Below are 26,248 nucleotides of genomic sequence, written 5' to 3' on the forward strand. Positions count from 1 at the left end.
CCACCCGCGCGTGCGCCAGACTCCCCAAAGACGTGCGGGGCTGCCTCCAAAGAGGCAGCAGAACCGAGACGCGCCGCCCTGCTCGTCCCAGAAGGGAAGAAGAGCAGAGCGGCGCGGAACGCGCGGCAGGTGCAGGGCCGCTGCTTCTCAGCCCTCCACCAGCGCACCCTGGCGGTCGGGGGTCTCCTTCTCCTTCTCCGTCTCCTCAGCGTCGGCCGGCGGCGCCCCGCCCATGAGCGCGCCGACCGCGACGGCGCCCACGAGGGAGAGCGCGGCCAGCGCCCACAGGCCCACGTGCAGTGCGTCGGTGTAGGCGGCCCCGGCCACGGTGGTGAAGCCCTCGCGCAGGGCGGCGGGGACGGCGGCCACGGCGCCGTCCATGTCGCCCTGGAGCAGGCGGGCGGTGGACCCCTGCGCGGCATCGCCGGCGGTTTCGGCCAGCCGCGACTGGGTGATGGCGGCCAGCAGGGAGCCGAGCAGGGCGACGGCGATGGCCTCGCCCGCCAGGCGCATGGTGTTGAAGATGCCGGCCGCCATGCCGGCGCGCGAGGGCGCGACGGAGGACACGGCGGCGCCGTCGAGGATGGCCAGCGAGATGCCGAAGCCGATGCCGATGGTCAGCAGGGGCCCGGCCAGCATGGCGATGCTCACCCCGGGCTCGATGACGGTCAGCCAGGCGGTGCCCACGGCGACGAGCAGCATGGTGGCGACGAGCAGGATGCGCTGGCCGACGCGGGCGGCGATGGTGCCGACGAGCGTGGGGACGATCAGCGTCGGCCCGGTCAGCAGCACGAGCAGCAGGCCGGCGTACTGGGCGCTGACGCCGTCGACCGCCATGAAGTAGGGCGGCAGGACGATGAGCAGCGCGACGAAGCCGAAGGCGAGCAGCACCGGCATGGCGCAGATGGCGACGAACCGCGGCTGGGTGAACAGGGAGACGTCGAACATCGGGTGGCTCTTGCGGCGCTCGACGACGGTGAAGACGGCCATCAGCACGGCGAAGGCGACCAGCGACCCGATGACCGCGGGGCTGGTCCAGCCCAGCTCCGGCCCCTGGACCAGGCCGAAGACGAAGAGCGAGAGGCCCGCGGTGAAGGTGATCGCGCCCGCCCAGTCGATGCCGGCGGGGTTGGGGTCGCGCGACTCGGTGAGCAGCGGCGCGGCGAGCAGGGTGGGCAGCACGACCACCGCCGCGAAGAGGAAGAACCCGCGCCAGCCGCCGAGGGAGGTGACGAGCACGCCGGCCACGAGGGGGCCGAAGGCCAGCCCCATGCCGATGGCGGTGCCGAAGAACGCGAACGCCCGCAGCCGCGCGGGGCCTTCGAAGGTCTGGGCGAGGACGGCGCTGCCTCCCGTGGTCGCGGCGGCGGCGCCGATTCCGGCCAGCACCCGGGCGCCGATGAGCACGGCGATGTTGGGGGCGAAGGACGCCACGAGCATGGCGGCGCAGAAGAGTGCGACGCCGATCATGAACATGCGCCGGCGGCCGGTGAGGTCGGCGAGCGATCCGGTGATCGCCATGAAGGAGCCGAAGGTCAGGAAGAAGGCGTTGACCACCCACTGGGCGGCGGCCAGGCCGGTCTGTAGTTCGCCACCGATGTCGGGCAGTGCGACGGAGGCACCGGTGGCGGTCACGGGCACGAGCACGATCGCGGCGCACACGACGATCAGTGTCAGGGCCGGCCTGGTCCGGCGCTCGGGCGGCGCCGTGGCATTGGCGTTCATTGGCGAGCTCCTCAGGGTGACAAGCATCTTCTGAATATAAGGACTCTGATACCCAGGAGATATGCAAGCAGTATAAGATCTCATCGTCAACCCGGAGCATCTGATCTCACATCGAACCCTGATACCTTGGGTCCACGGGGACCGGGGGCGGGCGTCGACGGGAGGGGCATGGACGCGGAGGAGCGGATCGTCGAAGCCGTCGAGCAACGGCTCGGGACCTTCGTCAAGCGCGCCGAGCAGGCGCTGCTGACCGAGAAGTCCCGGGTACTGCGCCCCTTCGGCCTGTCCGTTCCCCAATATGCGGCGATGTACGCACTTTCCATGGCATCGGGGCTCTCCGGAGCCCAGCTCGCCCGCGTGTGCTGGGTGACCCCGCAGAGCATGGCGTCGCTGCTGTCCACCCTGGAGGCCAAGGGCCTGGTCGAACGCCGGCCCTCCGCGGCGCACGCCCAGGTCCTCCTCGCCCGGCTCACCCGGCGCGGCCGCGCCCTGCTGGAGCGGGCCGACGCCGCCGCGCTGGCGGTGGAGGCCCGCCTGTCCGGGGCCTACTCCGCAGAGGAGGAGCGTCTCGTGCGCGACCTCCTGCAACGCGGCACCGCCGCCCTCTCGGAGGAGCCGTGACCCCATTGTTCCGCCCCCACCGTCCGCACCGCGGCTATCGCTTTGGTGGTAGGCGCCCCCTACTTCCGGCGGAGCGGCCCCCCTCCGGGCGCCCCGCCCGGGTTAGCTTCCTGGACGGTGCCGCCGGATCGAGCGGCGGCGCGATCTGGTCCACATCCGGTTATTCGGGCCCGCCCGATACGGCGGGCGACGAGAGGTGCGTGTCATGGACGACCCGGTAGTCATCGTCGGCGCAGGCCCGGTGGGCATGCTGCTGGCCTGCGACCTCCTCCAGCAGGGCGTGCCCGTGCGGGTGATCGACGCCGCCCGCGAGCACTCCGCCCACTCGCGCGCCGCCGTGATCTGGCCGCGCGTGCTCGAGGTGCTGCGCCGCACCGGCGTGGCCGAGCGGATGGTCGCCGAGGGCCACCGCCTCGAAGGGGTCACCTACTTCTCCAGCGGGCGCGAGCTGGGCACCGCGTGGATGACCCGGCTGACCGACACCCCCTACCCCTTCGCCGTCGGCATCGCCCAGAGCCACACCGAGCGCATCATCGAGGACCGCCTGACCGAGCTGGGCGGCAAGATCGAGCGCGGCGCCCGGCTGACCGCCGTCCGCGAGTCCACCGGGCCGCGCCCCGTCGCCGTCTTAGAGGGCACCGACGGCAGCGTGCAAGAGGTCGAGACGCCGTGGCTCATCGGCGCCGACGGCGCCCACAGCACGCTGCGCAAGCTGCTCGGCATCACCTTCGAAGGCGAGCAGTTCCACGTCAGCTTCTCCATCACCGACGCCCAGCTCGCCGGCGACGCCCCCATGAACGTCGTGAGCTACTGCTACACCCCGCAGGGCAGCCTGGCGCTGGGCCCGCTGGGCCCCGACGTCTCCCGGGTCGCGGTCAGCGTGCCGCACCCCGAGGGCGACGGCCCGCACCCCCCGCCCACCCGCGAGTTCTTCCAGGGGCTGCTCGACTCCCGCGCCCCCGGACGCAACACCATCGGCGAGATGCGCTTCAGCACCACCTTCCAGGTGCACGCGCGCATCGCCGACAGCTACAAGCACGGGCACTGCCTGCTGATCGGCGACGCCGCGCACACGCTGAGCCCGGCCGGCGCGCAGGGGCTCAACACCGGCCTCCAGGACGTCGGCAACCTCGGCTGGCGGCTCGGCGGCCACCTGTCCGGGCGGCTCAGCGAGGACGCGGTCGCCGGCTACGACCGCGACCGGCGCGAGGGCGCACGCCAGGCGGCGTGGTCGACCGCCCGCCAGAGCCGCTGGGGGTTCTACACCAAGCCGCGGCAGATCGCGGTGCGCGACGTCGTGTTCCGCAGCGCCCACGCCACCGGGCTGGTGCAGCGGGCGGTCTCGCCGATCGTCGCGCAGACCACCGTGCACTACCCGCCGGCCGACACCCCGGCCGGGGGCGCCAAGCGGCGCACCGGCGGCCGGGTCGCGCCCGGTGAGCGGCTGCCGGTGCTGCTTTCGGGCCCCAAGGACGAGCCGAGCGAGCTGCCCCAGGGCGGCTGGGTCCGGGTCGCCCCCGAGGGCCTGACGGTGCTGCTGCACCCGGGCACCGCCGCGTCCGCGCTTGCGGGCTGGGACGGGCTCACCGACCGCGTCGCCGCGGCGGCGCGCGGCCGCGCCGCCGTCGTGGTGGCGGGCGTGCGCGGCCCGCTCACCGCCGCTTTGGGAGCGCGCCCGGCGATCGCGGTGGCCCGCCCCGACGGCCACCTGCTGGCCACGCTCACGCCGCAGCAGGCGGCGGAGCTGCCCAAGGTGCTCGACCTGCTGGCCGAGCGCCCCGACCCGCTCAACGACCCGGTGGCCGCTGCATCGGCGCCGGCCGCCGCGCCCGCACGCTAGCCGCCATCGAGACGAGGGAGACGATGACCACCCGGACCTTCACCGCAGCCCAGCGCGACGTCGGCGCGATCGGCCTCGGATGCATGGGCATGAGCTGGGCCTACGCCGAGTCCGAGCGCGACGACGCGGCGTCGGCGGAGCTGATCGGGGCCGCGCTGGACCTGGGCGCGGACCTGGTCGACACCGCCGACGTCTACGGCGACGGCCACAACGAGGAGCTGGTCGGCCGGGCGCTTTCGGGGCGCCGCGCCGAGGCGTTCCTCGCGACAAAGGGCGGCCTGGTCGTCGACGACCTCGCGACCAAGGCGATGCACCGCGACGGTTCGCCGGCGCACCTGCGCCGGGCGCTGGAGGCGAGCCTGCGCCGGCTCGGCACCGACCACGTCGACCTGTACTACCTGCACCGCGTGGACCCCGCGGTCCCGCTGGAGGAGAGCTGGTCGGCCATGGCGGAGCTGGTCGCCGAGGGCAAGGCCCGCCACATCGGGCTCTCGGAGGTCTCGGTCGGCGAGGCCGCGCGCGCCCACGCGGTGCACCCGGTGGCGGCGGTGCAGTCGGAGCTGTCGCTGTGGACCCGCACCGCCATGGGCGCGACCGGCGGCGGGTCCGGTCCCGGCGCGTTCGCCGGCGGCGGGGCCGAGGACACCGGCGACGTGGTGGGCTGGTGCGCCCGCAACGGGGCGGCGTTCGTGCCGTTCGCCCCGCTGGGGCGCGGCTTCCTCACCGGGGCGGTAACCGCCGGCACCACATTCGAGGCCGGCGACATGCGGACGGTCAGCCCGCGCTTCCAGAGCGCCCACCGCGCCGCGAACCTGCGCATCGTGGCGGTGCTGGAGGCCGTCGCCGAGCGGCACGGGGCGACTGTGGCACAGATCGCACTCGCCTGGGTGCTCGCCCAGGGTGACCACATCCTGCCGATTCCGGGCACGAAGCGCATTCGTTTCCTGAAGGAGAACGTGAATGCCTCGCAAATTAACCTCACCGACGCCGATTTGGCCCAATTGAACGACGCGCCGCCGCCCGCCGGAAGCCGTTACTAAACGTAGCACGACAATCACTCACAAAGCCCTGGAGTTTCCAACTCCAGGGCTTTTAGAATCCAGACGACAATAGAAGGAGGATGGGGCTCAGCGACGAAGGACACACGACCGGAAACGGCCTCTGGACACCCACGGTATGTCACGGACGGAGCGTACTATGAATCCGGATACGGCCTGCAGGGGATAATCAAATCTTCAACGAGCACAACCATCTGCGGCGGATGAACGTCTCACCGTAGGAATATCGCGAGCGTTAAACGGCGCCGCTCCCCGAAGGTCGTCACTGTCCGACACATTGGAGGTCCTGCATGGGGGAATTCGATGAGCTGGAGCGGCTGATCGGTCGCCGCCTCGAGGCGGCCATCCCCGATGTGGTCGCCCGCTACCGGGCCCGGCTGCGAGAGCGCGCCAACCCCCTCGGCACCGACCCCGGCCAGTGGACCGACACCCGCGACCACGCGCACCTCATCCTCCACGACTGCGTCCGGGCCCTGCTCCACGGCAGCGGATCGGCCGCCGACCGCACCGCCACCCTGTCGCTGTCGGCCGACCTCGGCGAGCGCCGTGCCCGCTCGGGGATGCGCCTGCGCGACTCCCTGCACGCCGCCGAGCAGCTGGTCGACATCACCTTGGAGACGCTGGGCGGCATCGCCGACGACCTCCCGCCCTCCGACGCCCACCGGCTGTTCGTCCGCGCGGCGCTGCTGGTCAACCGCTGCGCGGCGCGGCGTACCCAGGCCGCCGCCGAAACCTACGACATCCAGGTGGTCCGCCAGGTCGAGCAGGCCACGGCCGAGCAGTACGGCAAGCTCGCCGTGGAGATCCACGACCGCATCGGGGGCAGCCTCGCCCTGGCCTTCCGCCACCTGGAAATGCACCGCATGGAGAACAGGGGCGCCCCCGGCAACGGCGGCCGGGTCACCGCGATCGAGGAATCGCTCGAAGAGGCCGCCGCCTTCACCCGGCACCTGGTCTCGGGGCTCAGCTCCACCTTCCCGATGCCCGACGGCCTGCACGCCTCCATCCAGAAGTGCGCCCACGCCCTCAACCCGCACCGCATCCCCGTGGTGATCGAATTCTCCGGCGAGGAGGACCGCCTCCCCGGCCGGCACCGCGATGAGATATTCCTGATCATCCGCGAATTCCTGCGGAATTCCTTCGCCCACGGCTCCCCCACGCTCATCTCCATCCGAATCAAGATCACCGACAAGCGCGTCAGCGCCCGGCTGGCCGACAACGGCAGCGGGTTCGACACGTCGGCGCAGGGGCGAGGCTCGCCCGCGACGGCGACCGGCGGCCTCCGGGCGATGCGCGAACGCATCGAGCGGCTCGGCGGCGGCTGCCGGCTCAAGAGCGCGCCCGGCGACGGCACCCGGATGTGGCTGTGGGCACCGCTGGCCACGGCCCCCTCCACCACCGATCCCGACGACTCCGCAGTCCCCACACTGGCCGATCGACCGGCCGCAGGGACACCCCCGCGGCCTTAGGAGCGGTAGGAGACCATGCAGACCATCAGAATGCTGCTAGCCGACGACCACACCCTTTTCCGGAATGCTCTCACCGAACTTCTGCACATGGAGGACGATCTCCGCGTCGTCGGTGTTGCGAGCGATGTCAATGAGGCCCTGAAGGGGGTGGAGGAGCACCGGCCCGATGTGGCACTGCTCGACATCCACATGCCCGGCAACGATCAGCCGCGCTCCACGGTGCGCCGGGTCCGCCAGATCTCGCCGGGCACCCAAGTGCTGATCCTGACCATGTACGACGACGCCCGGCTGGCCCGGGACCTGCTCCCCCTGGGGATACGCGGGTACTTACACAAGACCGTCACCGGCCAGGTCCTGACCTCGGCGGTGCGCGAAGCGGCGGTCCCCAACGGCCGGGTGACCCTGTCGATGTCCTCCGACGTCCTGACCGAGCCCGAGGAGAAGAGCCCGCTGTCGCCGCGCGAGATGGAGGTGCTGGAGCTGGCGGCGCGGGGGCGCAGCAACCACCAGATCGCCCGGCAGCTGGGCATCACCGAGGGGACGGTCAAGCGCCACATGCGCAACATCTTCGACAAGCTCGCCGCGCAGTCACGCGTCGAGGCCGCCAACATCGCGATCGCGGCCGGCATCATCGCCTCGCCCGTGACCGTCCCCCCGGCCCGCCGCCCCATGTACACGACGTAGGGTTCCCGGGATTCAGGCCTCGGGTCAGATCCCCATCCGGTCCTCCGCCGTTCGATGCACCCGACCTGATGTCACTGCCCGGGGTGCAGGTCAGATCCCCATCCCGATGCCCCCGCCCACCGGCAGCACCGCACCCGTGATGTAACTCGCCTCCTCACTGGCGAGGAAGCGCACCGCAGCCGCCACCTCCTGGGGCGTCCCCGGACGCCCCAGGGGGGTCATCTTCATGACGCCGTCCATGCGGCGGTCGGTGAGCTTCTTGGTCATGTCGGTGTCGATGATGCCCGGCGCGACCAGGTTGACCGTGACGCCCCGGGGCCCCAGCTCCCAGGCGAGCGAGCGCGCGAGGCCGAGCAGCGCCGTCTTGGTCGCCGCATAGTTCGTCTGGCCCGGCGAGCCCAGGAAACCCAGGGCCGACGACAGCAGCACGATCCGCCCGCGGCGGGCCGCGAGCATGCCGCCCGCAGCCGTGCGCACCGTCCGGAAGACGCCCTTCAGGTTCGTCTCGACCACCTCGTCGAAGGTGGGGTCGTCCATCCGCAGCATCAGCGTGTCCCGCGTGATACCGGCGTTGGCGACCAGCACCTCCACCGGCCCCTGCTCCTTGGCGACCAGCTCGAAGGCGGCGGACACCGAGTTCGGGTCGGTCACCTCGCACTGCACGCCCAGGAACCCCTTGGGCGGCTCGCCCGACCGGTAGCCCACGGCGACGCGGTCGCCGTCCCCGGCCAGCGCCTCGGCGACCGCCAGGCCGATCCCGCGGTTGCCTCCGGTCACGAACACGGAACGGGACATGTGCTTCTCCTCATCGTCTGCATCGTCTGCTAACTCTCATGGGGTGCCTGGACCACCAGGCAGGACCAGGTGAACCCGGCGCCCGCGCTGAACACGAGCGCGTACTCGCCGGGCCTCAGGTGGCGGCGCCGGTAGAGCTCGGCCACGCCGGCCACGGCGTCGCCGGCGCCCAGGTGGCCGGTCTCCCGGCCCCAGTCCTCCAGCTCGGCGCCGATGACCTCGGTCAGGATCGGGATCCAGGAGTCCTGGAGCGTCTTCGCGCCGAACCGGGGCAGCACCGCGCAGCGGATGCGGTCGTCGCCGGGGCGCAGTCCGGCCTCGCGCAGCGCCTCGGTGGCGACCTCGCGTACGCAGCGCTCGTTGGTCGCCGCGAACCCCTCGCGGCCGTGCCGGCGCAGGTAGGCGCGCTTGGTCGCGCGCATGTCGACGGTGTCGCGGTGGGTGCGGGCGGCGTCGGCGAACGGGTCGTCGCCCCGGTGCATCTCCTCCAGCTCGGGCACGGCCACAGTGCTGACCGCGTGCAGCAGCAGCGGGTCGGCCGCCTCCGGGGAGGCGTGCAGCAGCAGGGCGGTGCCGCCGTCGCCGTAGGCCACCCCGTAGTCGGCGGTCCACCGGTTGAACCCGGGGGCCACGAACCGGTCGGCGGTGGTGACGAGCCCGTACTCCTTGGCGTCGGCGGCGGCCAGCCGGACCGCCGACAGCTCCACCGCCGTGGCGCCCCCGTTGCACACCTGCTGGATGCCGATGGGCAGCGCGTGCGCGGCGCCCAGGCGGCCGGCGATGTAGTGGGCGGGCGACCAGAGGTCGTGGCCCTGGTAGTACATCCAGGCGTGGAAGACCGACCCCACGTGCTCGGCCCCGGCGCCCGCGGCGCGCAGCGCGGCGCGGGCGGCGTGCACCGCCATGTCGGGTGCGCCGATGTCGCCGGCATCGGGCAGGGCCGGATGCGCGAGTTCGCGCGCCTGGCCCTCGCGGATGTCGCGCTGCTCGACGGCGTCGGCGGCGGCCGACCGATCCGGGGGCAGCCACACCGCGGCGGACGCGATCCCCACCGGTTGCTCGAACCTCACAGTGCCTCCTCGCCACCTTCTCCCCTGCCGGGGACGACGGTCCGGCCCGGGCACGTCGCCGCCGGCCGGAAGTGAGCATGAGTCGCCGCGATGAAGCAGGGATAAAACTCCGAAGAAATCGGCGGCGCGAATTCAGTCAAGGGCCGCGGGGTGCAAATGGTAATTCCGCTTCAGGTGCACCCGGCATGTCACTTTGGATGCCTTGTGCGGGGTGGGGCGGTCGGGTTGTATCGGTCTCGAAGTCGCACGGCACCCGCCCTGCGAACCGGCGATCAGCAGAGATGGGACACGAGTATGACCGAGATCACCATTTCCGTGGAACTGCGCGACAAGGTCCGCGAAATCATCGCCGACGTTCTGGAGGTCGATGTGGACCAGCTCACCGAGCAGAGCAGTTTCGCCGATGACTTTGAAGCCGATTCATTGATGAGCATCGAGATCTTCTCCCGGTTCGAGCGCGACCTCGGCATCACGGTTCCGCAGGACCAGCTGACCGACCTGGACGACCTGTCCACGGCCTACGACATCGTCGCCAAGCACGCCGTGCAGGAGGTCTCGGGTGTCTGACCGGCCTGCGCGCCGCGTTGTGGTCACCGGTCTCGGCGCGGTGAGCAGCCTGGGCATCGGCGCCCGGCCGCTCACCGCGGCGGTCCGCGCGGGCCGCAGCGGCATCGGTCCCATCGAGGCGTTCGACTCCGAGGGCTTCGTCCACACCCTGGCCGGCGAGGTCCGCGGCTTCGCCCCCGAAGACCACCTCCGGCGCATCGACCCGGAGCAGTGGGGGCACAGCGGCCGGTTCGCCGCAGCGGCGGCGCGGCAGGCCGTCACCGACTCCGGCTTCGACCCCGACGAGCTGTCGCGCACCCGCGCCGGCAGCAGCTTCGGCACCACCAACGGCGAATCGGCGGTCCTGGAGCGGCTGTCCGCGCAGTGGGTCGGCGACGGCCTGGCCGGGCTGGACCCGGAGCTGGTCGCCCAGGCCGACGCCGGGCGGATCGCGGCCGCGGTCAACGCCGAACTCGACCTCGGCGGCGAGGCGCAGACCTTCGGCACCGCCTGCGCCGCCAGCAACTACGCCATCGGCTACGGCTTCGAGCAGATCCGCAGCGGTGACGCCGACGTCATGCTGTGCGGCGGCGCCGACGCCTCCAACCGGGCCACCCACGCCGGGTTCCACCGGCTCGGCGCGCTGGCCGAGGACGTCCCGCGCCCCTTCGACGCCGAGCGCGACGGCATCGTCACCGCCGAGGGCGGCGTGGCCCTGCTGCTGGAGTCGCTGGAGTCGGCCCAGGCCCGCGGCGCGCACATCTACGCCGAGGTGCTGGGCTATGGGATGACCTGCGACGCCAAGCACATGACCAACCCCTACGCCGCCTCCATCGCCGAGTGCATCCGGCGCGCGCACCTCAACGCCGGGGTCAAGCCCGGCGACATCGACTACATCTGCGCGCACGGCACCGGCACCCCCGCCAACGACAGCACCGAGGTCGCGGCGGTCCGCGAGGTCTTCGGCGACACCCTGCCGCCGATCAGCTCCATCAAGTCGATGCTGGGCCACACGATGGGCGCCGCCGCCGGGTTCGGCGCGCTGGTCTGCTGCATGGCGCTCGAGGACGGCTTCCTGCCGCCCAGCGCGACGGTGCGCACAGTCGACCCGAAGCTCGGCGACGTCGACTGCGTCCCCGGCACCGGGCGCGACGCATCCCCGCGGGTGGTGCAGAACCACGGGTTCGCCTTCGGCGGCAACAACGCCATCACGGTCTTCGGAAAGGTGTCCTGAGCCATGAGCGTCACCGCGATCGACGTCGTCGGGTGCGGGGTCTTCAGCCCCGCCGGATCCGGGCTCGCGCCGCTGGCCGCGGCGCTCGCGGGCCCGGTGTCGGCGCCCCCGGCCGTGCCCGAGGGGCCCGACGCCCCTGGCGGCGAGGGGTTCCCGGGCGCGGGGGCACGGGCGGTCACCGACTTCCGCCCCGCCGAGCGGCTGGGCAACAAGGGCCTGAGCCGGCTGACCCGCACCGACCAGCTCGGCATGGTCGCCTGCGGCCAGGCGCTGGAGCAGCTCGGCCGGCCGCTGGCCGACGAGGACCGCCCGCGCACGGGCATCGTGCTGGGATCGGGAGCGGGCAGCGTGCGCCGCCTGGCCGAGTTCACCCGCGACACCTTCGTGCAGGACCGGCCCTACATGGTCAACCCGTCGCACTTCCCCGGCACCCTGATGAACTCCGCCGCCGGCCAGACCGCCATCCGCTTCGGGATCACCGGCGTCAACGCCACCCTGGCCGGCGGCCCGGTCGCCGGGCTCTCGGCGCTGCGCTATGCCCGCAACACCCTGCTCAACGACCACGCCGACCGGCTGCTGGCCGGCAGCGTCGAGGAGCTGAGCGCCCAGAGCGCCTGGGCCTGGGAGCGGACCGGCCGGCTGAGCCCGGGCATCGGCGTGGGCGAGGGCGGCGCGGTGTTCGTGCTGGAGCGCGACGCCGAACGTCCGCTGGCGCGGCTGCTCGCCTGCGAGCTGCGGTTCTCCGCCCCCGGGCAGGGTGCGGCGGGGATCGGCCGCCGGCTGGCCGACGCCGTCCGCGACGCGCTGAAGGCCAGCGACGTCGCAGCGGGCGACGTCGGCGTGGTGGCCGTCGGCGGCGCGGGCCGCCGCGGCTGGTCGGCCGTCGAGGAGCGCGCACTGCGCGAGGTGTTCGACGGCCCCGGCCCCGAGCGCCTGCGCGTCCAGCCCGTGGTCGGCGAGACCCACAGCGCCGCCGCATCCCTGCAACTGGCCGGGCTGCTCGCCCGGTGGCAGGCGGAGGCCGCCGACGCCGATGAGCGCGTCGGCCTGGTCACCGCCCTCGGCCCCGACGGCCAGGTCGGCTGCCTGGTCGTCCAGCGGGGCTGACAGGGCCGCCCCCCGTTCCACGCCCCATACGCCTTGCACTGGAGAACACGATGGAGATCCTCACCCAACCGCCGGCGGCCGGCACATCCCCGGCCGAGCCCGCGCCGATGCTCGACGTGGACTACGACCGCACCGTCTCGCGTGCCATGGTGCACCGCTGGTCGCTGTCCGAGGTCTTCCTGACCGACTCGCGCCCCGTGGACGAGACGCGGTTCGTCGCCGCGGCGCAGCTCCCGCTGTCCCACGCCTACTTCGGCGACCACCCGGGCCTGCCTGCGGCGCACGACCCGCTGCTGGTACTGGAGGCCTGCCGCCAGGCGGTCACCAACGCCGCCCACGTCCACCACGACCTCCCGGCGTCCACCACCTTCATGGTGACGTCGTGGATGCTGGACATCGCCGACCAGGACGCGATGGCCCACGGGGTGCGGCCCGGCAGCCTCTACATCGAGGGCGAGGTGACCACCCGGCAGAAGCGGGGCGGGCGGCTGCGGCGGCTGGTGTTCGAGATGGACCTGCGCCTGGACGGCCGCCCCCTGGGCCGGCTGTCCATGGACGTCAGCTGCACGCCCACCGACCAGTACCACGCGCTGCGCGGCATGCAGCGGGGCGGCGAGGTGCCCAACGCCTTCGCCCTGCCCGCCGACCCGGCGGCCGAGCCGCTGGACCCGGCCCGGGTCCACCGCCGCGACCCGGTGAACTCGGTACTCGACGGGGTCGTGCACACGGACGAAGGGGTGGAGGCGCTGCTGAGCCCCCGCTCGTTCCGCAACCGCAGCATGTACGACCACCCCTACGACCACGTGCCCGCCATGGTCTTCAGCGAGGCGGCCCGCCAGATCACCCACCTCCTCACCGCCGAGGAGACGCCCCGCCCGGTCGTCCGGCTCGACGGGGAGTTCCGCAAATTCGCCGAGCTCGACGCCCCCGTGGCACTGGCCGGCGCCCCGGCCCCCGAGCCGGACACCTACCGGCTGACGGCCGTCCAGCAGGATGATGTCGTCGCGGACATCACCGTCGTCCTGGGGTGAGGAGTGCCGGTCCCGCCGGCCCCTCCTGTCCCGCCGCCCCCTCCGCCTCTCTCCCGGTCCCTGCCCCGACACCCGCATCCCCGAACCGCCCACTTCGCCCAGGAGGCCCCCATGCCGGCCGAGACCGCGGCCCCGCGCGCCCTCGCGTTCTTCGACGTCGACGAGACGCTCATCACCATCAAGAGCATGTTCGACTTCTACGACTTCTTCCTCGCGGCCATCGGCCACAGCGAGGACGAGCAGGCCCGGCTGCGCGAGCAGGCCCGGTCCCTGCTGAAGCCCGGGATGCCCCGCAAGGAGGGCAACCGGCTGTTCTACCGGCGCTTCGCCGGGTACAGCACGGCCGAGGTCGCCAAGCACGGGCAGGCGTGGTTCGACAAGCGCCTGGCCGAGGGCGGCCTGTTCAACGGCGACGTCCTGGCGGCGCTGCGGCGGCACCGCGCGGCCGGCCTCAACACGGTGCTGGTGTCGGGCTCGTTCACCGCGTGCCTGGACCCGGTGGCCGAGCACGCCGGCGCCGACGCCGTGCTGTGCACCCGGCTGGAGGAGCAGGGCGGCGTCTACACCGGCGAGGTCCTGCGGTCGATGATCGGCGACGGCAAGGCGCGGTCGGCCCGCGAGCTGATCACCGAGCTGGGGGTGTCGGCGGCCGACTGCCACGCCTACGGCGACCACACCTCCGACCTGGAACTGCTCACCCTGGTCGGGCACCCGGTGGTCGTGGGCGACAACGCCGAGATGCGGACGGAGGCGGCCGCCAACGGCTGGCCCGTCCTTGAAGGGCTCCCCGCCGCCTGAGCAGCGGTGAACGCCGGTGACCCGCCCGCGGACAGCGGGCGGCCCTCACCGGCGTCGTCCATGTGAGAACCAGAGAGGGTGTCAGGTCGACATGCGCAGGGTACTCATCGCCAACCGCGGAGAGATCGCGGTCCGCATCGCCCGGGCGTGCCGGGACGCCGGGCTCGACAGCGTCGCCGTCTACGCCGACCCCGACCGGGACGCCCCGCACGTGCGCGCGGCCTCCGAGGCGCACGCGCTCGGGGGCGGGACGCCGGCCGACTCCTACCTGGACGGGGAGAAGGTCCTGAAGGCGGCCGAGGCCGCGGGCGCCGATGCCGTGCATCCGGGGTACGGGTTCCTCGCCGAGAACGCCGATTTCGCCCAGGCGGTGATCGACGCCGGGCTGACCTGGATCGGCCCGCCGCCCGACGCCATCCGCGCCCTCGGCGACAAGGTGCAGGCCCGCCACATCGCGCAGAAGGTCGGCGCCCCGCTGGTGGCCGGCACCGCCGACCCGGTCTCGGGCGCCGCCGAGGTCGTGGCCTTCGCCGAGGAGCACGGGCTGCCGATCGCGATCAAGGCCGCCTTCGGCGGCGGCGGCCGCGGGCTCAAGGTCGCCCGCGCCCTGGAGGAGATCCCGGAGCTGTACGAGTCGGCGGTGCGCGAGGCGGTGACGGCGTTCGGCCGGGGCGAGTGCTTCGTCGAGCGCTACCTCGACCGCCCGCGCCACGTCGAGACCCAGTGCCTGGCCGACGCCCACGGCAACGTCGTCGTGGTCTCCACCCGCGACTGCTCCCTCCAGCGCCGCCACCAGAAGCTCGTGGAGGAGGCGCCCGCGCCCTACCTCACCGAGGAGCAGACCGCGGCGCTGTACCGGGCGTCCAAGGACATCCTGCGCGAGGCGGGCTACGTGGGGGCGGGCACCTGCGAGTTCCTCGTCGGCGCCGACGGCACGGTCTCCTTCCTGGAGGTCAACACCCGGCTCCAGGTCGAGCACCCGGTCACCGAGGAGGTGACCGGCATCGACCTGGTGCGCGAGATGTTCCGCATCGCCGACGGCGAAGAGCTCGGCTACACCGACCCGGAGGTGCGCGGGCACGCACTGGAGTTCCGGATCAACGGCGAGGACCCCGGCCGGGGGTTCCTCCCGGCGCCGGGCACAGTGGCGGTGTGGCGGCCGCCGTCGGGGCCCGGGGTGCGGCTGGACTCCGGCGTCGAGGCCGGGACCGTCATCGGCGCGAACTGGGATTCGCTGCTCGCCAAGCTCATCGTCACCGGGCGCGACCGCCGCCAGGCGCTGGAGCGCGCGGCGCGCGCCCTGGCCGAGTTCGAGGTGGGCGGGATGGCGACCGCGCTGCCCTTCCACCGCGCGGTGGTCGCCGACCCCGCGTTCGCGCCCGAGACCGGCGGCGGGAGCGGCCCGTTCACGGTGCACACCCGCTGGATCGAGAGCGGCTTCGGCGGGCGGATCGACCCGTGGGAGGGCGCACCGGCCGAGGAGGGCGACCCCGCCGGCGAACGCGCCACGGCAGTGGTGGAGATCGGCGGCAAGCGCATCGAGGTGACGTTCCCCGCCGGCCTGGCCGCGGCGACCGGTCCCGGAACCCCCGCTGCGGGCCCGGCCCGCCCCCGCCCGCGCCGCTCCGCCCGAACGGGGGCGGCGGGGGGCGCGGCATCGGGGGCGGTGCTGGCCTCGCCGATGCAGGGCACCGTGGTGAAGGTCGCGGTCGCCGACGGCGACACCGTCGAAGAGGGCGACCTGATCCTGGTCATGGAGGCCATGAAGATGGAGCAGCAGATCACGGCCCACCGATCGGGCCCGGTGAGCGGGCTCGCGGCGGCACTGGGCGACACCCTGGCCTCGGGCGCGGCGATCTGCACGATCGGCGCGTGACCAGGCGGGCCCCGGAAGAACGAAGAACCGTGACCAGGCGGGCCCCTGGAGAAGCGAAGAACACTGAAGAACACCGAAGAACACCTTGGGCGGCGGCATCCGCGGGAGCGGTGCCGCCGCCCAAGGCCACCCGGACCGCGGAGCGACGCCGTGCCCCGTCCTGACTCGGCGGCGCGCACGGCCGGGTGGAGACGGCGGGCGGAGGTGCGGTGCCGCCACCGCACCTCCGCCGTCGTTCACGCGAACGCGAAGACCCGGACCTGGCCGCCCGACCCGCCGCGGTTCTTCGGCGCGCCCACCACGATGGTCGCCCCGCGCGAGGGGACGGTGTCGAGGTTGTTCAGGCACTCCACGAGGTAGAGCCCCGCGGGCAGCAGGATCTGGTGGGCGTCGGGGGCCTCGGCGATCCCCTGGTCGAGGCCGGTGGTGTCGACGCCGGCGCCCACGATGGAGCGCCTCTCCACCAGGTAGGCGGCGGCTTCTGCGGAGAACCCGGGCCAGTGGAAGAGGCCGTCGGAGCCCTCGTTGAGGAACGCGTCGGGCACGTCCACCCGCGCGGCCCACCCGGAGTCCATGGCGACGAACGCCCCGTTGGGGATCGCGCCGTACCTCCTCTCGTGCGCACGGATGTCCTCGACCGTGACGACGGTGTCGGGGTCCTCGGCGGCACGGTCGGCGATGTGCAGCACGCACAGGGGCGCGACCAGGCTCTCGACGGGCATCTCCTCGATCGTGGCGCCGCCCTCGACGTAGTGGGCGGGGGCGTCGATGTGGGTCCCGACGTGCTCGCCGAGGGTGACGTTGCGCGAGTAGAAGCCGTGTTCGCCGATGGAGTGCGTGTCCTCGAAGACCGGCCGGTCCATGGCGGGGTAGAAGTAGGGGAAGTCCGGGCTGAGCGTGTGGGTGAGGTCCTTGACCGTCCCGGAGAGCACACCGCTGGTGTCGGCGTGGGCGGCCACACCGGCGGGGAGCATGGACAGCGCGGCGGCGATCCCGGAAGCGCCGGAGAAGCGGAACATGTTGCGGCGGGAGAACGCCCGGGAGGCGAGCGAACGACGCTCGGCCTCGGGGTCGCCGGAGATCTGGACGGTGCCGTTAGGACCCGTACGCCGGACATAGGGGTTGGCGTCACCGACGGGTAGGCCCGAGGACGTTCCGTAGTCGATCTGCCGCATGACATCTGCACCGCACATGGCAGGGCCTTTCAATGGGGAGACAGTGGTGGCCTTGGAAGTGCGGCTGTAGAGCGCTCTGCCAGCACACTGATGACCCTAAGACATCTGAGACTTCCCTGTCCACTTAATCTGAGAACAAGGAGTCCGCTTAGTGGTCAGCCACCCCGGCCGCCACCCCCGCCTCCGGCCCCCGTGGACTTCCCCCGGAACGCAGAAAAGCCCCCGCCACCACGACGACCCCGCCCGGGAGGAAGGACGGGGTCGTCGCAGGGGGGCCGTCGTCGGCCGCACGCGGGCCGAAGGCCGGCGCCGCGCGGCCGGGCTCAGGTGAGGGCGAAGACCCGGGCCGGGCCGCCGAAGCCGCCGCGGTGCTTGGGGGCGCCCACGACGATGGTCGCGCCGCGGTCGGGGACGCTGCCCAGGTTGTTCAGGTTCTCGATCCCGTAGTGGCCCGTGGGCAGCAGGATCTGGTGGCACTCCGGCCCGTCGTTCACGCCCGCGTCCAGGCTCGTGGTGTCGGCGCCGATGCCCACGATGCCCCGCTGGTCGACCAGGAAGGCGGTGGCGTCCGCACCGAACCCGGGCCAGCGGAAGGTGCCGTCGGGCTGCTCGTTGAGGTACTCCCCCGGCCGGTCCACCCGCGCGCTCCACCCGGAGTCCATGGCGACGAAGGCGCCACTGGGGATCCTGCCGTAGGTGCGCTCGTGCTGACGGATGTCGTCGACGTTGAGGAGCGTGTTGTCGTCCTCGGCGGCGCGGTCGGCGATGCGGATGACGCGCAGCGGCGCGATGAGCTGGTTGGGCTCGATCTCGTCGACGTAGGGGCCCTGGCCGTCCTTGAAGTGGGCGGGGGCGTCGATGTGGGTGCCGCTGTGCTCGTCGAGCGTCATGATCAGCGTGTTGAAGCCCTCTTCGCCGATGACGTGGTGGGGCTCGTAGCTGGGCGGGTCGGCCAGCGGGTAGAAGATCGGGAAGTCGGGGCTGAGCGTGTGGGTGAGGTCGGTGACCGTGGCGTTGGCCAGGCCCCGGCTGTCCGCGTAGGCGGCTGCACCGGTGGGCAGCAGCGACAGCACAGCGGCCGCACCCCCGGCGCCGCCGAGCTTGAACATGTTGCGCCGCGAGAACATGCCCGCCGACACCCGCGGGCCGGGGGCCTCGACCTCGCCGGCGATCTGTACCCGGCCGTCCTTCCCGGCCCGGCGCACGTGCGGATTGGCATCACCGAGCGGCTTGGCACCGGCCTCGCCGTAGTCGATCTGTCGCATCACATCGGCACCGCACACGGGCCCCACCCCTTCGGTCGGAACTATTCGAATGCTGATAAGCATCTGGAGTCTGTGCAATCTCCATGACCTGATGAGCGTAAGGCATGGTTCGGTTGGATGTCGAGCCATTCGGTAGCCATGGGCGCGAAGGATAAGCGGACTCGTTAGTCCATTCGGACAAGATCGTCCGATTCGGCTGTGCAGTGCGGCGATCGACCACCGGACATGACGAAGGCCCCCACTCCCGCGGAAGGGAAGAGGAGGCCGGAGAGGGACGCAGACGCTACAGCGAGTCGAGATCAGCCAACAGCGCCCGCCACTCGGAAGGGTGAAGGCTTGGGGACCCGCCCCGCGTCTCTACTGCCAGGTCGCGGCGTCGGGGTCGATGCCATGGGTGCGCGCGCTGGCGTCGATGATCCGACGGAACCAGCCGGCGAGGCCGGCGCGGATGCCGTCGTAGTGGGCGGCGAAGCCCGGATCGGCCTCGAACATGCGGCCGAGGCAGACCTGCATCTGCCTGGTGAGGGGAAAGTACGAAGCGAAAAGCTCGCGATGCCGCTCGACGAGGTGATTGGCTTCCGGGCTGCCGGGGGTGATGCCCTCGTCCATCGCATCCCTGAGGGCGTGGTCGAGGTCGGCAACGGCGTCGGCGATGGCCTGCCATTCCTCCGGACTGCGAGAGGCCGCGCGCTCGGCGTACTGCTGCCATTGCGTCGTGTCCCCGTAGCGCCGACGGGCCTGAGCGGGCCAGTCCGGGTTCCACTGGGGGCCGAATATCGCGGCCTGCTGCTCTACGGTCAGCAGCAGGCCGCGCTCGTGGGCGTCGATCATCCGGTCCAGTCCGGTACTGAGCTGCCGGAGGCGGTCGATCCGCTCGGTCACCTGGGTGCGCTGCGCGCGCAATGCGCCGGGAACGTCCGCGGCCGAGTCGTCCAAGAGGGCCCCGATCCTGTCCAGGCCGAGTCCGAGCTCACGGTAGACGACGATGCGGTGGAGGCGTTCCAGGTCACCGGCGGTGTAGAGCCGGTACCCGGCGGCCGTGCGCAGCGACGGTCGCGCCAGACCGATCTCATCCCAGTGGTGGAGCGCGCGGACCGTCACGCCCAGGCGCGCCGAGACCTGACCGACGGTCAGGCCATCGGCGTCAGTGGGATCAGGCATGCTCCCCATTGTCGCCGCGGCCGAAGCCCGGTGGGGTGATCCCGATGGCCTCAAGGTTGCGCGCCTCCTGACTGGCCGGATCAAAGGGCTTCGCCGCGGTGAGGACGATCCGTGCGTTCTCGGGGGTGATCACCTCCACGTCGCGGGTGTTCCAGGGGGTATCCCGGGGACCGTCGACCGAGTCCGGGCGCACGGCGCGACAGGCCTCGACAATGGCGTCGACCTGTCCGAGCACGCACGCGAAACTGACGCTCATCGCCGGTGCCTGCTCCGGAACGCTCTCCGCCGAGACGAGGAGTACGTCCTGGAACGCCCACCGGCGCAGATGCACGAGGGTGCCGGGGATACCGAACAGCTCGAAGAACCCGAGCCCACGAACCCAGAAGTCCGTCGACGCAGCCAGATCGCTCGTAGGGATCGTCGCGAACGCGGGCATTCCATAGATGCCACGAAACGGCTCCGGCGGAACCGCATCCGGGCCGGGAGCGGGTACGGGGCTCACCTCAAAGGCGTTGTAGTAGTCGCTCATGGGCCCCACTCTCCGGCCTCACGCTACGTGAGGGTCAAGCCATGGCGGAGGCCACTCATACTCTCCTCCGGCCCTCACAGCTCGGGCTTAAAGCGGGCAGCGACGGCGGGTGGTGGTTCGGGGTGGCGCGGACCGGTCCGGGTGGGCGCGGGGTTGCCGTTCAAGCGGGCAGCGACGGTGAGCAGTGGGCCCCGGCCGGTGGTCGCGTGGCCCGCGTGCGTGGTGTGCGGGTCGGGGCGGCCCGGGTGGTGGTGGGCGGAGGGGCCGCAGCCGGGCGGCGGCCCCCCGGTGGGGCCTGGGTGGGGGTGCCGGGCGTGCCCGGGTTTACGCCCCACCAGCACGAACCACCCAGAGAAATCATCAAATAACTCCTTGTGTTGCGAACAGGTGTTCGATAGAATGAGGTCATGAGCACTCCCCCCACCACCGCCCTCCGCGAGGAGGTGACCCCCGACGACCCGCCGCCCGTGCTGGCCGGGGGGTTGATGCCGGAGTGGATGCTCACCCTCGACACCGCCACCCTGACCGGTGATGAGCAGCTCGACCTCATCGTGCGGGCCGAGCAGGCGAAGCGGTGGCTGGAGGCCTTCCAGCTCGACGCGATGGCCACCTTCACCCGCACCCGCAAGCGCGAAGCCCCCGCACCCCTCCAGGTCTCCGCCGAAGAGGACGCCGCAGCCGAGATCGGCTGCGAACTCGGCATCCCACCCGGCCTCGCAGGAGCCCGCCTCGCCCACGCCCAGAGGCTGGGCGAGACCTTCCCCGCCCTCCACGACGCCCTGCTCACCGGGCAGGTCGACGAGTACCGCACCCGCGTCGTCGCCGACGCCGCCCCCGAGGACTGGGACCCGGCCACCACCGCCGCCTACGCCACCCGCATGCTCGCCAAGATGGGCGACAAGTCCGGCCGCGCGCTGATGAACCTCGCCAAGAAGACCGTGGCGGAGCTCGACCCGGCCAAGGCCGAGGAGCGCAAGGCCCGCACCATCGCCAACCGCCAGCTCCGCATCTACGACGGCGGCCCCCAGCAAGCCGGAACCGGCTCGGTCGAGATCACCGACATCGACGCCACCGACGCCCTCGCCGTCGAACAGCGCATCGCCGCCATCGCCCGCGCCCTGCGCGCCGACACCCCCGGCGCTCAGAACACGGACTACTGGACCAAGACGGTCACCCAGGACCAGATCCGCGCCGACATCGCCGTGGGCCTGCTGCTGGGGCGCCTGCCCCTCACCCTGGGGCTGGAGATCCCGGCCGATGCCGCCGAGCACGGCATCACCGACACCCACGCCGAGCAGGCCGGGGATGCTCCGGCCACCGCCCGGTGCGCCGCCTGCGGCCGCACCCCCGGCCAGGCACAGGGCGAGGACCAGGACCGGGGTCGGGGGCAGGTGGTCATCCCCGGGATGGCGGCCCCCAACCCGGCACCGTTCTCGCCGGTGGGGAAGTTGCACGTGATCATCCCGCTGTCGGCGCTGCCCACGGAGATGGGCGGGAGCGAGTCGCGGAGCCTGGGGGAGATCCCGGGGCACGGGCCGATCCTGGCCGAGGCGGCCCGGGACCTGGCGAAGGGCGCGACGTCGAAGGCCACCCGCTGGTGCTACACGGTGGTCGATGAGGACGGAAACCCGGTGGCCGATGGCACCACGGCCTACCGGCCGCCCCCACTACTGAGGTCGCATATCGATTCCCGGGACCGGACCTGCCGGTTCCCCCACTGCAACCGCCCCGCGGTCGAGTGCGATGCCGACCACACCATGCCCCACCACCTGGGCGGGTCTACCAGCGCGGGCAACCTGGCCGCGTTGTGCAGGCGGCACCACCGGCTCAAGCAGACACCGGGCTGGAACCTGTCCCAGCCCTCCCCGGGAACCCTGGTCTGGCGCACCCCCCACAACCGCACCCACACCACCACCCGCGACCCCTACCCCAGCCAATGACCACCGGAAGCCGGGAAGGAGGGACCGGGGAGGGGACCGCGGGAGGCCCGGAGGGACACCGGGAAAGGGAAGGAACCCCGAAGGACCCCCAGCCCCCAGAGAACCCGGAAGGCCCCGAACCCCCGGAGAACCAGAAGAGCCCAAGGAGCCGGGAGCACAGGGGAACCACAGGGAAGCCGGGGAACACGACTCCGGGACCGGACCCCCACCACCGCAAACCCGGGACCCGCCCACGAACCCCTCCCCCACCGCCGGCCGTCGCCGCCCGCCGTAACCCAAGCCACAGCACCGGCCGGGACCGTCCGCGCCACCCCAGGCCTCACCCGCCGTCGCTGCCCGCTTGAACCCTGACCCCGCTCCCACCCGCGCACCGACCGCCCGGCCCTCCCCACCACCGGCCGTCGCTGCCCGCTTGAACCCAAGCCACCCCACAAGCCGGACCGTTACCGCCGTCCCGGGGCCCTACCCCCCGTCGCCGCCCGTTTGAACCCCGGCCCCGTGGTGACCCGGACCGTCCGAGCCACCCTGAACCCCCACCCGCCGTCGCTGCCCGCTTGAACCCCAACACCCGATCGACCGGAGGATCCGAGCCCGCCCCGACCCCTCGTCGCCGTCGCCGCCCGTCTGAACGGCCACTCTCAATCACCGGAGGAATTGGGGCCGGCCGACCCCTCACCGCCCCGCCCTATCGCCTGCGTTCAGGAACCGGGTGGTGGCCACTTAACGACGTCGTCGAGGATCGGCGGTTGGTAGCCGGGGCCTTTGAGTACCTTGCCGTCGGCTCGGCGGAGGGCTCGACCGTCCGCGTCAAGCTTGCTCATATTGGATCGGTGGACCTCGGCGAAGACGGCCGGCAAGTCGATCCCGAGCGCATCTGCGGCGCCGTAGGTGACATAGAGGACATCGGCCAGTTCCTTGGCCACCGCCTTGTACGCAGCGAGCGGATCGTCACCGGATCGCAGGGCATTAGCGAGGTCGGTGAGGGCCTCGGCGGCTTCCTGCGCCTCTTCGGTCAGTAAGGTCCGGCGGTGTTCCGCAAGTTCGGGGAGATCAGGGAGATCGGCCTTGGCCCCACCATCGAACACCTCGTGGAACTCAGCGACCCGCCGCATCGGTTCATGATCCATGCGCTCCATTGTTCAGGAGCTTGCCCAACAGCGCAGTGAGCTGGTCGAGCTCCTGACCGTCCAGGGAGCCGAAGACCTCGCCGAGGAAGCCGGGGACCTCCTGCTCGGCTTCGGCGAGACGGCGGCGGCCGGCGTCGGTGATGGTGACCGCGTAGGAGCGCCGGTCGCGGGGGTTGCGCTCGCGTCGGACGAGTCCGCTCCTTTCGAGGTCGTCACAGACTCCGACCATGACACTGCGGTCGATGCGCAGTTCTTCGCTGAGGGTCTGCTGAGAGCAGGGCCCCACGGCGTCGAGCATCTTCACCACCAAGTGCTGGCCGACGCCAAGACCCTGTGCCGCCGCGTGGGCCTCCGCCGCGCGCGCAACGACGGCCGAGGCCCGGCACAGCGCGATGTCCGGCCGTTCGGCGGCCAGCCGCGCGAAGTAGGTCTGCCCGGTGTGTTCGTCGGCCGTCGTGGTCGTGGCCGTGGTCTTGGTCTTGGTCATCGTCTCATCGTCATGGTCTCTCGGCCCTCTCCGATCTCCTGAGCTCTCCTCAGCGGTGGCGATACGGTATCAAATTCATCAGTCAGAAGATTGTTTGACAGCAGACGATCTCCCCTCATACGGTCAATCATCCGAATCAAGATCGTCTGTCGGCAGATGGAAGACCCCGGAGGAACCCCTCATGACCCTGGACCTCACCCCCGACGAGCTGCTCTCCACCACCCGCGCGGTGCGCAAGCGCCTCGACCTCACCCGCCCGGTTCCCCGGTCCCTGATCGAGGAGTGCGTGGATCTCGCCGTTCAGGCGCCGACCGGCCGCAACCGCCAGCGCTGGCACTTCCTCGTTGTCACCGAGCCCGATCAGCGGCGCGCCGTGGCCGACCTGTTCCTGCGCGCCCTGCCGCTGGCGGCCGGGCAGCCGTTGACCGAGAACGACCTGTGGCGCATGAACCACCACCGCGGCTCGACCGAGCGCGTCTTCGACGGCCTGCGGCACCTGGCCGACAACATCCACCGCGTGCCGGCCTTCGTCATCCCGGCGGTGGAAGGCCGCACCGACCGCGCCCCCGTGGCCGTCCAGGCCGGCGCGTGGGGATCCATCCTGCCCGCCGTCTGGAGCTTCATGCTCGCCGCCCGCGCCCGCGGCCTCGGCACGGTGTGGACCACCGCCCAAGGCCCATTGGAACCCGAACTGGCCCGGATCCTCGGTGTCCCCCACGACGACGTCATGCTCGCCGCGTTCATCCCGCTGGCCTACACGATCGGAACCGACTTCAAGCCCGCCCGGCGTATCCTCCGCGAACACGTCCTGCACTGGGACCGCTGGTAGGCCCCTGTGCCACCAAACGCGCCGCGCCCCCTGCTCCCGCCCCGCCTCAGACCTGGTCCAGGAAGCCCCCGTCGACACGGACGTTGACGCCCGTGATGGCGGAGGCCGCCGGGCTCGCGAGGAAGGCCACAGCGCGCGCCACCTCTTCCGGGTGGGCCAGGCGACCCAAGGGGATGCGGGAGCGGATGCCCTCATAGAAGGCCGGGTCCTCGGTGCGGCGGCGGTCCCAGCCGCCGCCCTCGAACTCCACCGGGCCCGGGGAAACCGTGTTGACCCGGATGCCCTTGGGCGGCAGGGCGCGGCCCAGCGCGGCGGCGTAGTGGTTGAGGGCTGCCTTCACCGCCCCGTAGGCCTTCGGCCCCGAGGGGGCGGTGGTGTGCAGGGCCGACGTCGAGGAGATGAGTACGACCGCGCCGCCGCGCGCGGAGGCCGCCAGGTGGGGCTCGGCGTACTCGGTCAGGTGCACGAACGGCATGAGGTCGGTGTCCACCCCGCGCTCCCACATCCCCGGGGCCGTCGAGCTGCCCGCGGAGACGTTGGAGACCAGCACGTCGATGCCGCCCATCTCCTCGGCGGCGAACGCCACGAACGCCTCCCGCTCCTCGGGGTCGGCGACGTCCAGGGGCCGGGCCACGACCACCGGGCCGCTGCGCGCCTCCACCTCGGGGTCGGGATCGGGGACGATCTCGGCGCCGTGTGCCCCCGCACCGGTCCCGCGCGCCTCGGCGAGGGTCTCGCGCAGCTCCGCTGCGGCGCGCTCCAGCGGCTCGGGAGAACGGGCGCAGAGCGCGAGGTCGGCGCCCTCCTCGGCGAAGGTCTGCGCGATGGCGCGGCCGATCCCCCGGCTCGCCCCCGTGACCACGACCTTCGCGCCCTTGAGTCCCAGATCCACGTTCTCTCCCTCTCCCCTCGGCCGGACACCCTCCCGACACGACCAGGGCGCCCCCCGCGAACGGGAGGCGCCCGGATGGCCGTGCGGACGACGGGGGGAAGTCTACGCGCCGGTCGAGTGGAAACCACCGTCGACGTGCACGACCTCGCCGGTCGTCGCCGGGAACCAGTCCGAGAGCAGCGCGACAATGGCGCGCGCGGCGGGCTCCGGGTCCTCGTTGTTCCACCCCAGCGGGGCGCGCTGCGGCCACGCCGAGGCCAGCTCGTCGAACCCGGGGATGCTGCGGGCGGCCATGGTGCGCAGCGGGCCGGCCGAGACGAGGTTCACCCGGATCTTCCGGTCGCCGAGGTAGCGGGCCAGGTAGCGCGCGGTGGAGGCGAGGGCGGACTTGGCGACGCCCATCCAGTCGTAGACCGGGTAGGTGACGCTGTTGTCGAAGTCCAGCGCCACGATAGACCCGCCGTCCTTCATCAGCGGCAGCACCGCGGTGCTGAGCGCCTTGAGGGAGAACGTGGACGTGTGCATCGCCGTGGCGACGTCCTTCCACTCGGTGTTGAGGAAGTTGCCGCCGAGCGCGTCCTGCGGGGTGAAGGCGATCGCGTGCACGACACCGTCGAGGCCGTCGACGTGCTCGCGGATGCGGTCGGGCAGGGTGCGCAGGTGCTCGTCGTCGGTGGCGTCGAGCTCCAGCACCGGAGGGGTCTCGGGGAGCCTCTTGGCGATGCGCTCGACCAGGCTCAGCCGGCCGTAGCCGGTGAGGATCACCGTGGCGCCCTGCTCCTGGCAGACCCGGGCCACGTGGTAGGCGATCGAACTGTCGGTGATCACCCCGGTCACGAGGATGCGCTTGCCTTCAAGAATTCCCATGGAGTCTTCTGTCCTGTTCTGCTTGTTCTCCGGGCGGCGGTTGCGGGAACCCGGTGGTGGTGCCGCTGGTGAGGGTGGCTCAGTGCCCCGTGCCGAGCGGTGCCCTGCTGCCAAAGAAGAGA

24 protein-coding genes are annotated in these 26,248 nt (G+C 72.1%); 13 read left to right on the top strand and 11 right to left on the bottom strand.

Annotated elements, in window-relative coordinates; translation table 11 throughout:
- Nucleotides 1-147 precede the first annotated feature (147 nt).
- Nucleotides 148-1,725: an MFS transporter gene (locus ACFOVU_RS08285; protein ID WP_378531481.1), complete on the bottom strand. Its 1,578-nt coding sequence runs from the start codon at nt 1,723-1,725 to the stop codon at nt 148-150.
- Between the two features lie 168 nt (nt 1,726-1,893).
- Here ACFOVU_RS08285 and ACFOVU_RS08290 point away from each other — a divergent pair, with 168 nt between their 5' ends.
- The 5 genes from ACFOVU_RS08290 (at nt 1,894) to ACFOVU_RS08310 (ending at nt 7,397) form a co-directional block, all read left to right on the top strand.
- A complete protein-coding gene (locus ACFOVU_RS08290; RefSeq protein ID WP_378531483.1) occupies nt 1,894-2,346 on the top strand; it encodes a MarR family winged helix-turn-helix transcriptional regulator in 453 nt (150 codons plus the stop codon).
- A gap of 205 nt (nt 2,347-2,551) precedes the next feature.
- Complete coding sequence (locus ACFOVU_RS08295; protein ID WP_378531485.1) at nt 2,552-4,186, top strand: FAD-dependent oxidoreductase; 1,635 nt, start codon at nt 2,552-2,554, stop codon at nt 4,184-4,186.
- A 23-nt stretch (nt 4,187-4,209) separates the two neighbouring features.
- Nucleotides 4,210-5,226 carry an aldo/keto reductase gene (locus ACFOVU_RS08300; protein ID WP_378531487.1) on the top strand — a complete coding sequence of 339 codons (1,017 nt, stop codon included), beginning with the start codon at nt 4,210-4,212 and terminating at the stop codon, nt 5,224-5,226.
- A gap of 308 nt (nt 5,227-5,534) precedes the next feature.
- Complete coding sequence (locus ACFOVU_RS08305) at nt 5,535-6,713, top strand: sensor histidine kinase (protein WP_378531489.1); 1,179 nt, start codon at nt 5,535-5,537, stop codon at nt 6,711-6,713.
- A 15-nt stretch (nt 6,714-6,728) separates the two neighbouring features.
- Nucleotides 6,729-7,397 (top strand): response regulator, encoded by a 669-nt coding sequence (locus tag ACFOVU_RS08310; RefSeq protein ID WP_378531491.1) that lies wholly within the window; start codon nt 6,729-6,731, stop codon nt 7,395-7,397.
- 90 nt (nt 7,398-7,487) lie between these two features.
- Here the strand turns inward: ACFOVU_RS08310 and ACFOVU_RS08315 are convergent, their stop codons facing one another.
- On the bottom strand, nt 7,488-8,192 hold the full coding sequence (locus ACFOVU_RS08315) for an SDR family oxidoreductase (protein WP_378531493.1): 705 nt from the start codon (nt 8,190-8,192) through the stop codon (nt 7,488-7,490).
- Nucleotides 8,193-8,221: 29 nt separating this feature from the next.
- Nucleotides 8,222-9,262: a ketoacyl-ACP synthase III family protein gene (locus tag ACFOVU_RS08320; RefSeq protein ID WP_378531495.1), complete on the bottom strand. Its 1,041-nt coding sequence runs from the start codon at nt 9,260-9,262 to the stop codon at nt 8,222-8,224.
- Nucleotides 9,263-9,556: 294 nt separating this feature from the next.
- Here ACFOVU_RS08320 and ACFOVU_RS08325 point away from each other — a divergent pair, with 294 nt between their 5' ends.
- The 6 genes from ACFOVU_RS08325 (at nt 9,557) to ACFOVU_RS08350 (ending at nt 15,854) form a co-directional block, all read left to right on the top strand.
- On the top strand, nt 9,557-9,829 hold the full coding sequence (locus tag ACFOVU_RS08325) for an acyl carrier protein (RefSeq protein ID WP_378531497.1): 273 nt from the start codon (nt 9,557-9,559) through the stop codon (nt 9,827-9,829).
- Nucleotides 9,822-11,042: a beta-ketoacyl-[acyl-carrier-protein] synthase family protein gene (locus ACFOVU_RS08330; RefSeq protein WP_378531499.1), complete on the top strand. Its 1,221-nt coding sequence runs from the start codon at nt 9,822-9,824 to the stop codon at nt 11,040-11,042. Before ACFOVU_RS08325 ends, ACFOVU_RS08330 begins: the two co-directional genes overlap by 8 nt.
- 3 nt (nt 11,043-11,045) lie before the next feature.
- Nucleotides 11,046-12,149 (top strand): beta-ketoacyl synthase N-terminal-like domain-containing protein, encoded by a 1,104-nt coding sequence (locus ACFOVU_RS08335; protein ID WP_378531501.1) that lies wholly within the window; start codon nt 11,046-11,048, stop codon nt 12,147-12,149.
- A gap of 50 nt (nt 12,150-12,199) precedes the next feature.
- Nucleotides 12,200-13,180 carry an AfsA-related hotdog domain-containing protein gene (locus ACFOVU_RS08340; RefSeq protein WP_378531503.1) on the top strand — a complete coding sequence of 327 codons (981 nt, stop codon included), beginning with the start codon at nt 12,200-12,202 and terminating at the stop codon, nt 13,178-13,180.
- A 111-nt stretch (nt 13,181-13,291) separates the two neighbouring features.
- Nucleotides 13,292-13,978: an HAD family hydrolase gene (locus ACFOVU_RS08345; RefSeq protein WP_378531505.1), complete on the top strand. Its 687-nt coding sequence runs from the start codon at nt 13,292-13,294 to the stop codon at nt 13,976-13,978.
- A 91-nt stretch (nt 13,979-14,069) separates the two neighbouring features.
- Nucleotides 14,070-15,854 (top strand): ATP-binding protein, encoded by a 1,785-nt coding sequence (locus ACFOVU_RS08350; protein ID WP_378531506.1) that lies wholly within the window; start codon nt 14,070-14,072, stop codon nt 15,852-15,854.
- A gap of 236 nt (nt 15,855-16,090) precedes the next feature.
- On the opposite strand, the gene ACFOVU_RS08355 is transcribed toward ACFOVU_RS08350, so the two are convergent.
- The 4 genes from ACFOVU_RS08355 to ACFOVU_RS08370 form a co-directional block, all read right to left on the bottom strand.
- Nucleotides 16,091-17,029 carry a cyclase family protein gene (locus tag ACFOVU_RS08355; RefSeq protein WP_378531508.1) on the bottom strand — a complete coding sequence of 313 codons (939 nt, stop codon included), beginning with the start codon at nt 17,027-17,029 and terminating at the stop codon, nt 16,091-16,093.
- 323 nt (nt 17,030-17,352) lie between these two features.
- Nucleotides 17,353-18,294: a cyclase family protein gene (locus tag ACFOVU_RS08360; protein ID WP_378531510.1), complete on the bottom strand. Its 942-nt coding sequence runs from the start codon at nt 18,292-18,294 to the stop codon at nt 17,353-17,355.
- A 357-nt stretch (nt 18,295-18,651) separates the two neighbouring features.
- The gene (locus ACFOVU_RS08365; protein WP_378531512.1) at nt 18,652-19,455 is read right to left on the bottom strand and encodes a MerR family transcriptional regulator; all 804 of its coding nucleotides are present in this window, start codon (nt 19,453-19,455) and stop codon (nt 18,652-18,654) included.
- The gene (locus ACFOVU_RS08370; protein WP_378531514.1) at nt 19,448-19,984 is read right to left on the bottom strand and encodes a VOC family protein; all 537 of its coding nucleotides are present in this window, start codon (nt 19,982-19,984) and stop codon (nt 19,448-19,450) included. The genes ACFOVU_RS08365 and ACFOVU_RS08370 overlap by 8 nt, the downstream gene beginning before the upstream one ends.
- A gap of 407 nt (nt 19,985-20,391) precedes the next feature.
- On the opposite strand from ACFOVU_RS08370, the gene ACFOVU_RS08375 reads away from it, so the two are divergent.
- On the top strand, nt 20,392-21,924 hold the full coding sequence (locus tag ACFOVU_RS08375; protein WP_378531516.1) for an HNH endonuclease: 1,533 nt from the start codon (nt 20,392-20,394) through the stop codon (nt 21,922-21,924).
- Between the two features lie 698 nt (nt 21,925-22,622).
- Here ACFOVU_RS08375 and ACFOVU_RS08380 read toward each other — a convergent pair.
- Complete coding sequence (locus tag ACFOVU_RS08380; protein WP_378531518.1) at nt 22,623-23,051, bottom strand: pyrophosphohydrolase domain-containing protein; 429 nt, start codon at nt 23,049-23,051, stop codon at nt 22,623-22,625.
- Nucleotides 23,041-23,538 (bottom strand): MarR family winged helix-turn-helix transcriptional regulator, encoded by a 498-nt coding sequence (locus tag ACFOVU_RS08385; RefSeq protein ID WP_378531520.1) that lies wholly within the window; start codon nt 23,536-23,538, stop codon nt 23,041-23,043. The genes ACFOVU_RS08380 and ACFOVU_RS08385 overlap by 11 nt, the downstream gene beginning before the upstream one ends.
- A 181-nt stretch (nt 23,539-23,719) precedes the next feature.
- Here ACFOVU_RS08385 and ACFOVU_RS08390 point away from each other — a divergent pair, with 181 nt between their 5' ends.
- Nucleotides 23,720-24,367: a nitroreductase family protein gene (locus ACFOVU_RS08390; protein WP_378531522.1), complete on the top strand. Its 648-nt coding sequence runs from the start codon at nt 23,720-23,722 to the stop codon at nt 24,365-24,367.
- Between the two features lie 46 nt (nt 24,368-24,413).
- On the opposite strand, the gene ACFOVU_RS08395 is transcribed toward ACFOVU_RS08390, so the two are convergent.
- Nucleotides 24,414-25,259 carry an SDR family NAD(P)-dependent oxidoreductase gene (locus tag ACFOVU_RS08395; protein WP_378531524.1) on the bottom strand — a complete coding sequence of 282 codons (846 nt, stop codon included), beginning with the start codon at nt 25,257-25,259 and terminating at the stop codon, nt 24,414-24,416.
- Nucleotides 25,260-25,361: 102 nt separating this feature from the next.
- Nucleotides 25,362-26,126, bottom strand: a complete 765-nt coding sequence (fabI, locus tag ACFOVU_RS08400; protein WP_378531526.1) for an enoyl-ACP reductase FabI — start codon at nt 26,124-26,126, stop codon at nt 25,362-25,364.
- Nucleotides 26,127-26,248 lie beyond the last annotated feature (122 nt).

Source organism: Nocardiopsis sediminis (assembly GCF_042650565.1).
Taxonomy (GTDB): Bacteria; Actinomycetota; Actinomycetes; order Streptosporangiales; family Streptosporangiaceae; genus Nocardiopsis_B; species Nocardiopsis_B sediminis.

Excerpts from the sequence above, each read along its gene's own strand:
- ACFOVU_RS08285 (WP_378531481.1), bottom strand. The coding sequence starts at position 1,725 with ATGAACGCCAATGCCACGGCGCCGCCCGAGCGCCGGACCAGGCCGGCC.
- ACFOVU_RS08290 (WP_378531483.1), top strand. The coding sequence starts at position 1,894 with ATGGACGCGGAGGAGCGGATCGTCGAAGCCGTCGAGCAACGGCTCGGG.
- ACFOVU_RS08295 (WP_378531485.1), top strand. The coding sequence starts at position 2,552 with ATGGACGACCCGGTAGTCATCGTCGGCGCAGGCCCGGTGGGCATGCTG.
- ACFOVU_RS08300 (WP_378531487.1), top strand. The coding sequence starts at position 4,210 with ATGACCACCCGGACCTTCACCGCAGCCCAGCGCGACGTCGGCGCGATC.
- ACFOVU_RS08305 (WP_378531489.1), top strand. The coding sequence starts at position 5,535 with ATGGGGGAATTCGATGAGCTGGAGCGGCTGATCGGTCGCCGCCTCGAG.
- ACFOVU_RS08310 (WP_378531491.1), top strand. The coding sequence starts at position 6,729 with ATGCAGACCATCAGAATGCTGCTAGCCGACGACCACACCCTTTTCCGG.
- ACFOVU_RS08315 (WP_378531493.1), bottom strand. The coding sequence starts at position 8,192 with ATGTCCCGTTCCGTGTTCGTGACCGGAGGCAACCGCGGGATCGGCCTG.
- ACFOVU_RS08325 (WP_378531497.1), top strand. The coding sequence starts at position 9,557 with ATGACCGAGATCACCATTTCCGTGGAACTGCGCGACAAGGTCCGCGAA.
- ACFOVU_RS08335 (WP_378531501.1), top strand. The coding sequence starts at position 11,046 with ATGAGCGTCACCGCGATCGACGTCGTCGGGTGCGGGGTCTTCAGCCCC.
- ACFOVU_RS08340 (WP_378531503.1), top strand. The coding sequence starts at position 12,200 with ATGGAGATCCTCACCCAACCGCCGGCGGCCGGCACATCCCCGGCCGAG.
- ACFOVU_RS08345 (WP_378531505.1), top strand. The coding sequence starts at position 13,292 with ATGCCGGCCGAGACCGCGGCCCCGCGCGCCCTCGCGTTCTTCGACGTC.
- ACFOVU_RS08350 (WP_378531506.1), top strand. The coding sequence starts at position 14,070 with ATGCGCAGGGTACTCATCGCCAACCGCGGAGAGATCGCGGTCCGCATC.
- ACFOVU_RS08355 (WP_378531508.1), bottom strand. The coding sequence starts at position 17,029 with ATGCGGCAGATCGACTACGGAACGTCCTCGGGCCTACCCGTCGGTGAC.
- ACFOVU_RS08360 (WP_378531510.1), bottom strand. The coding sequence starts at position 18,294 with ATGCGACAGATCGACTACGGCGAGGCCGGTGCCAAGCCGCTCGGTGAT.
- ACFOVU_RS08365 (WP_378531512.1), bottom strand. The coding sequence starts at position 19,455 with ATGCCTGATCCCACTGACGCCGATGGCCTGACCGTCGGTCAGGTCTCG.
- ACFOVU_RS08370 (WP_378531514.1), bottom strand. The coding sequence starts at position 19,984 with ATGAGCGACTACTACAACGCCTTTGAGGTGAGCCCCGTACCCGCTCCC.
- ACFOVU_RS08375 (WP_378531516.1), top strand. The coding sequence starts at position 20,392 with ATGAGCACTCCCCCCACCACCGCCCTCCGCGAGGAGGTGACCCCCGAC.
- ACFOVU_RS08380 (WP_378531518.1), bottom strand. The coding sequence starts at position 23,051 with ATGGATCATGAACCGATGCGGCGGGTCGCTGAGTTCCACGAGGTGTTC.
- ACFOVU_RS08385 (WP_378531520.1), bottom strand. The coding sequence starts at position 23,538 with ATGACCAAGACCAAGACCACGGCCACGACCACGACGGCCGACGAACAC.
- ACFOVU_RS08390 (WP_378531522.1), top strand. The coding sequence starts at position 23,720 with ATGACCCTGGACCTCACCCCCGACGAGCTGCTCTCCACCACCCGCGCG.
- fabI (WP_378531526.1), bottom strand. The coding sequence starts at position 26,126 with ATGGGAATTCTTGAAGGCAAGCGCATCCTCGTGACCGGGGTGATCACC.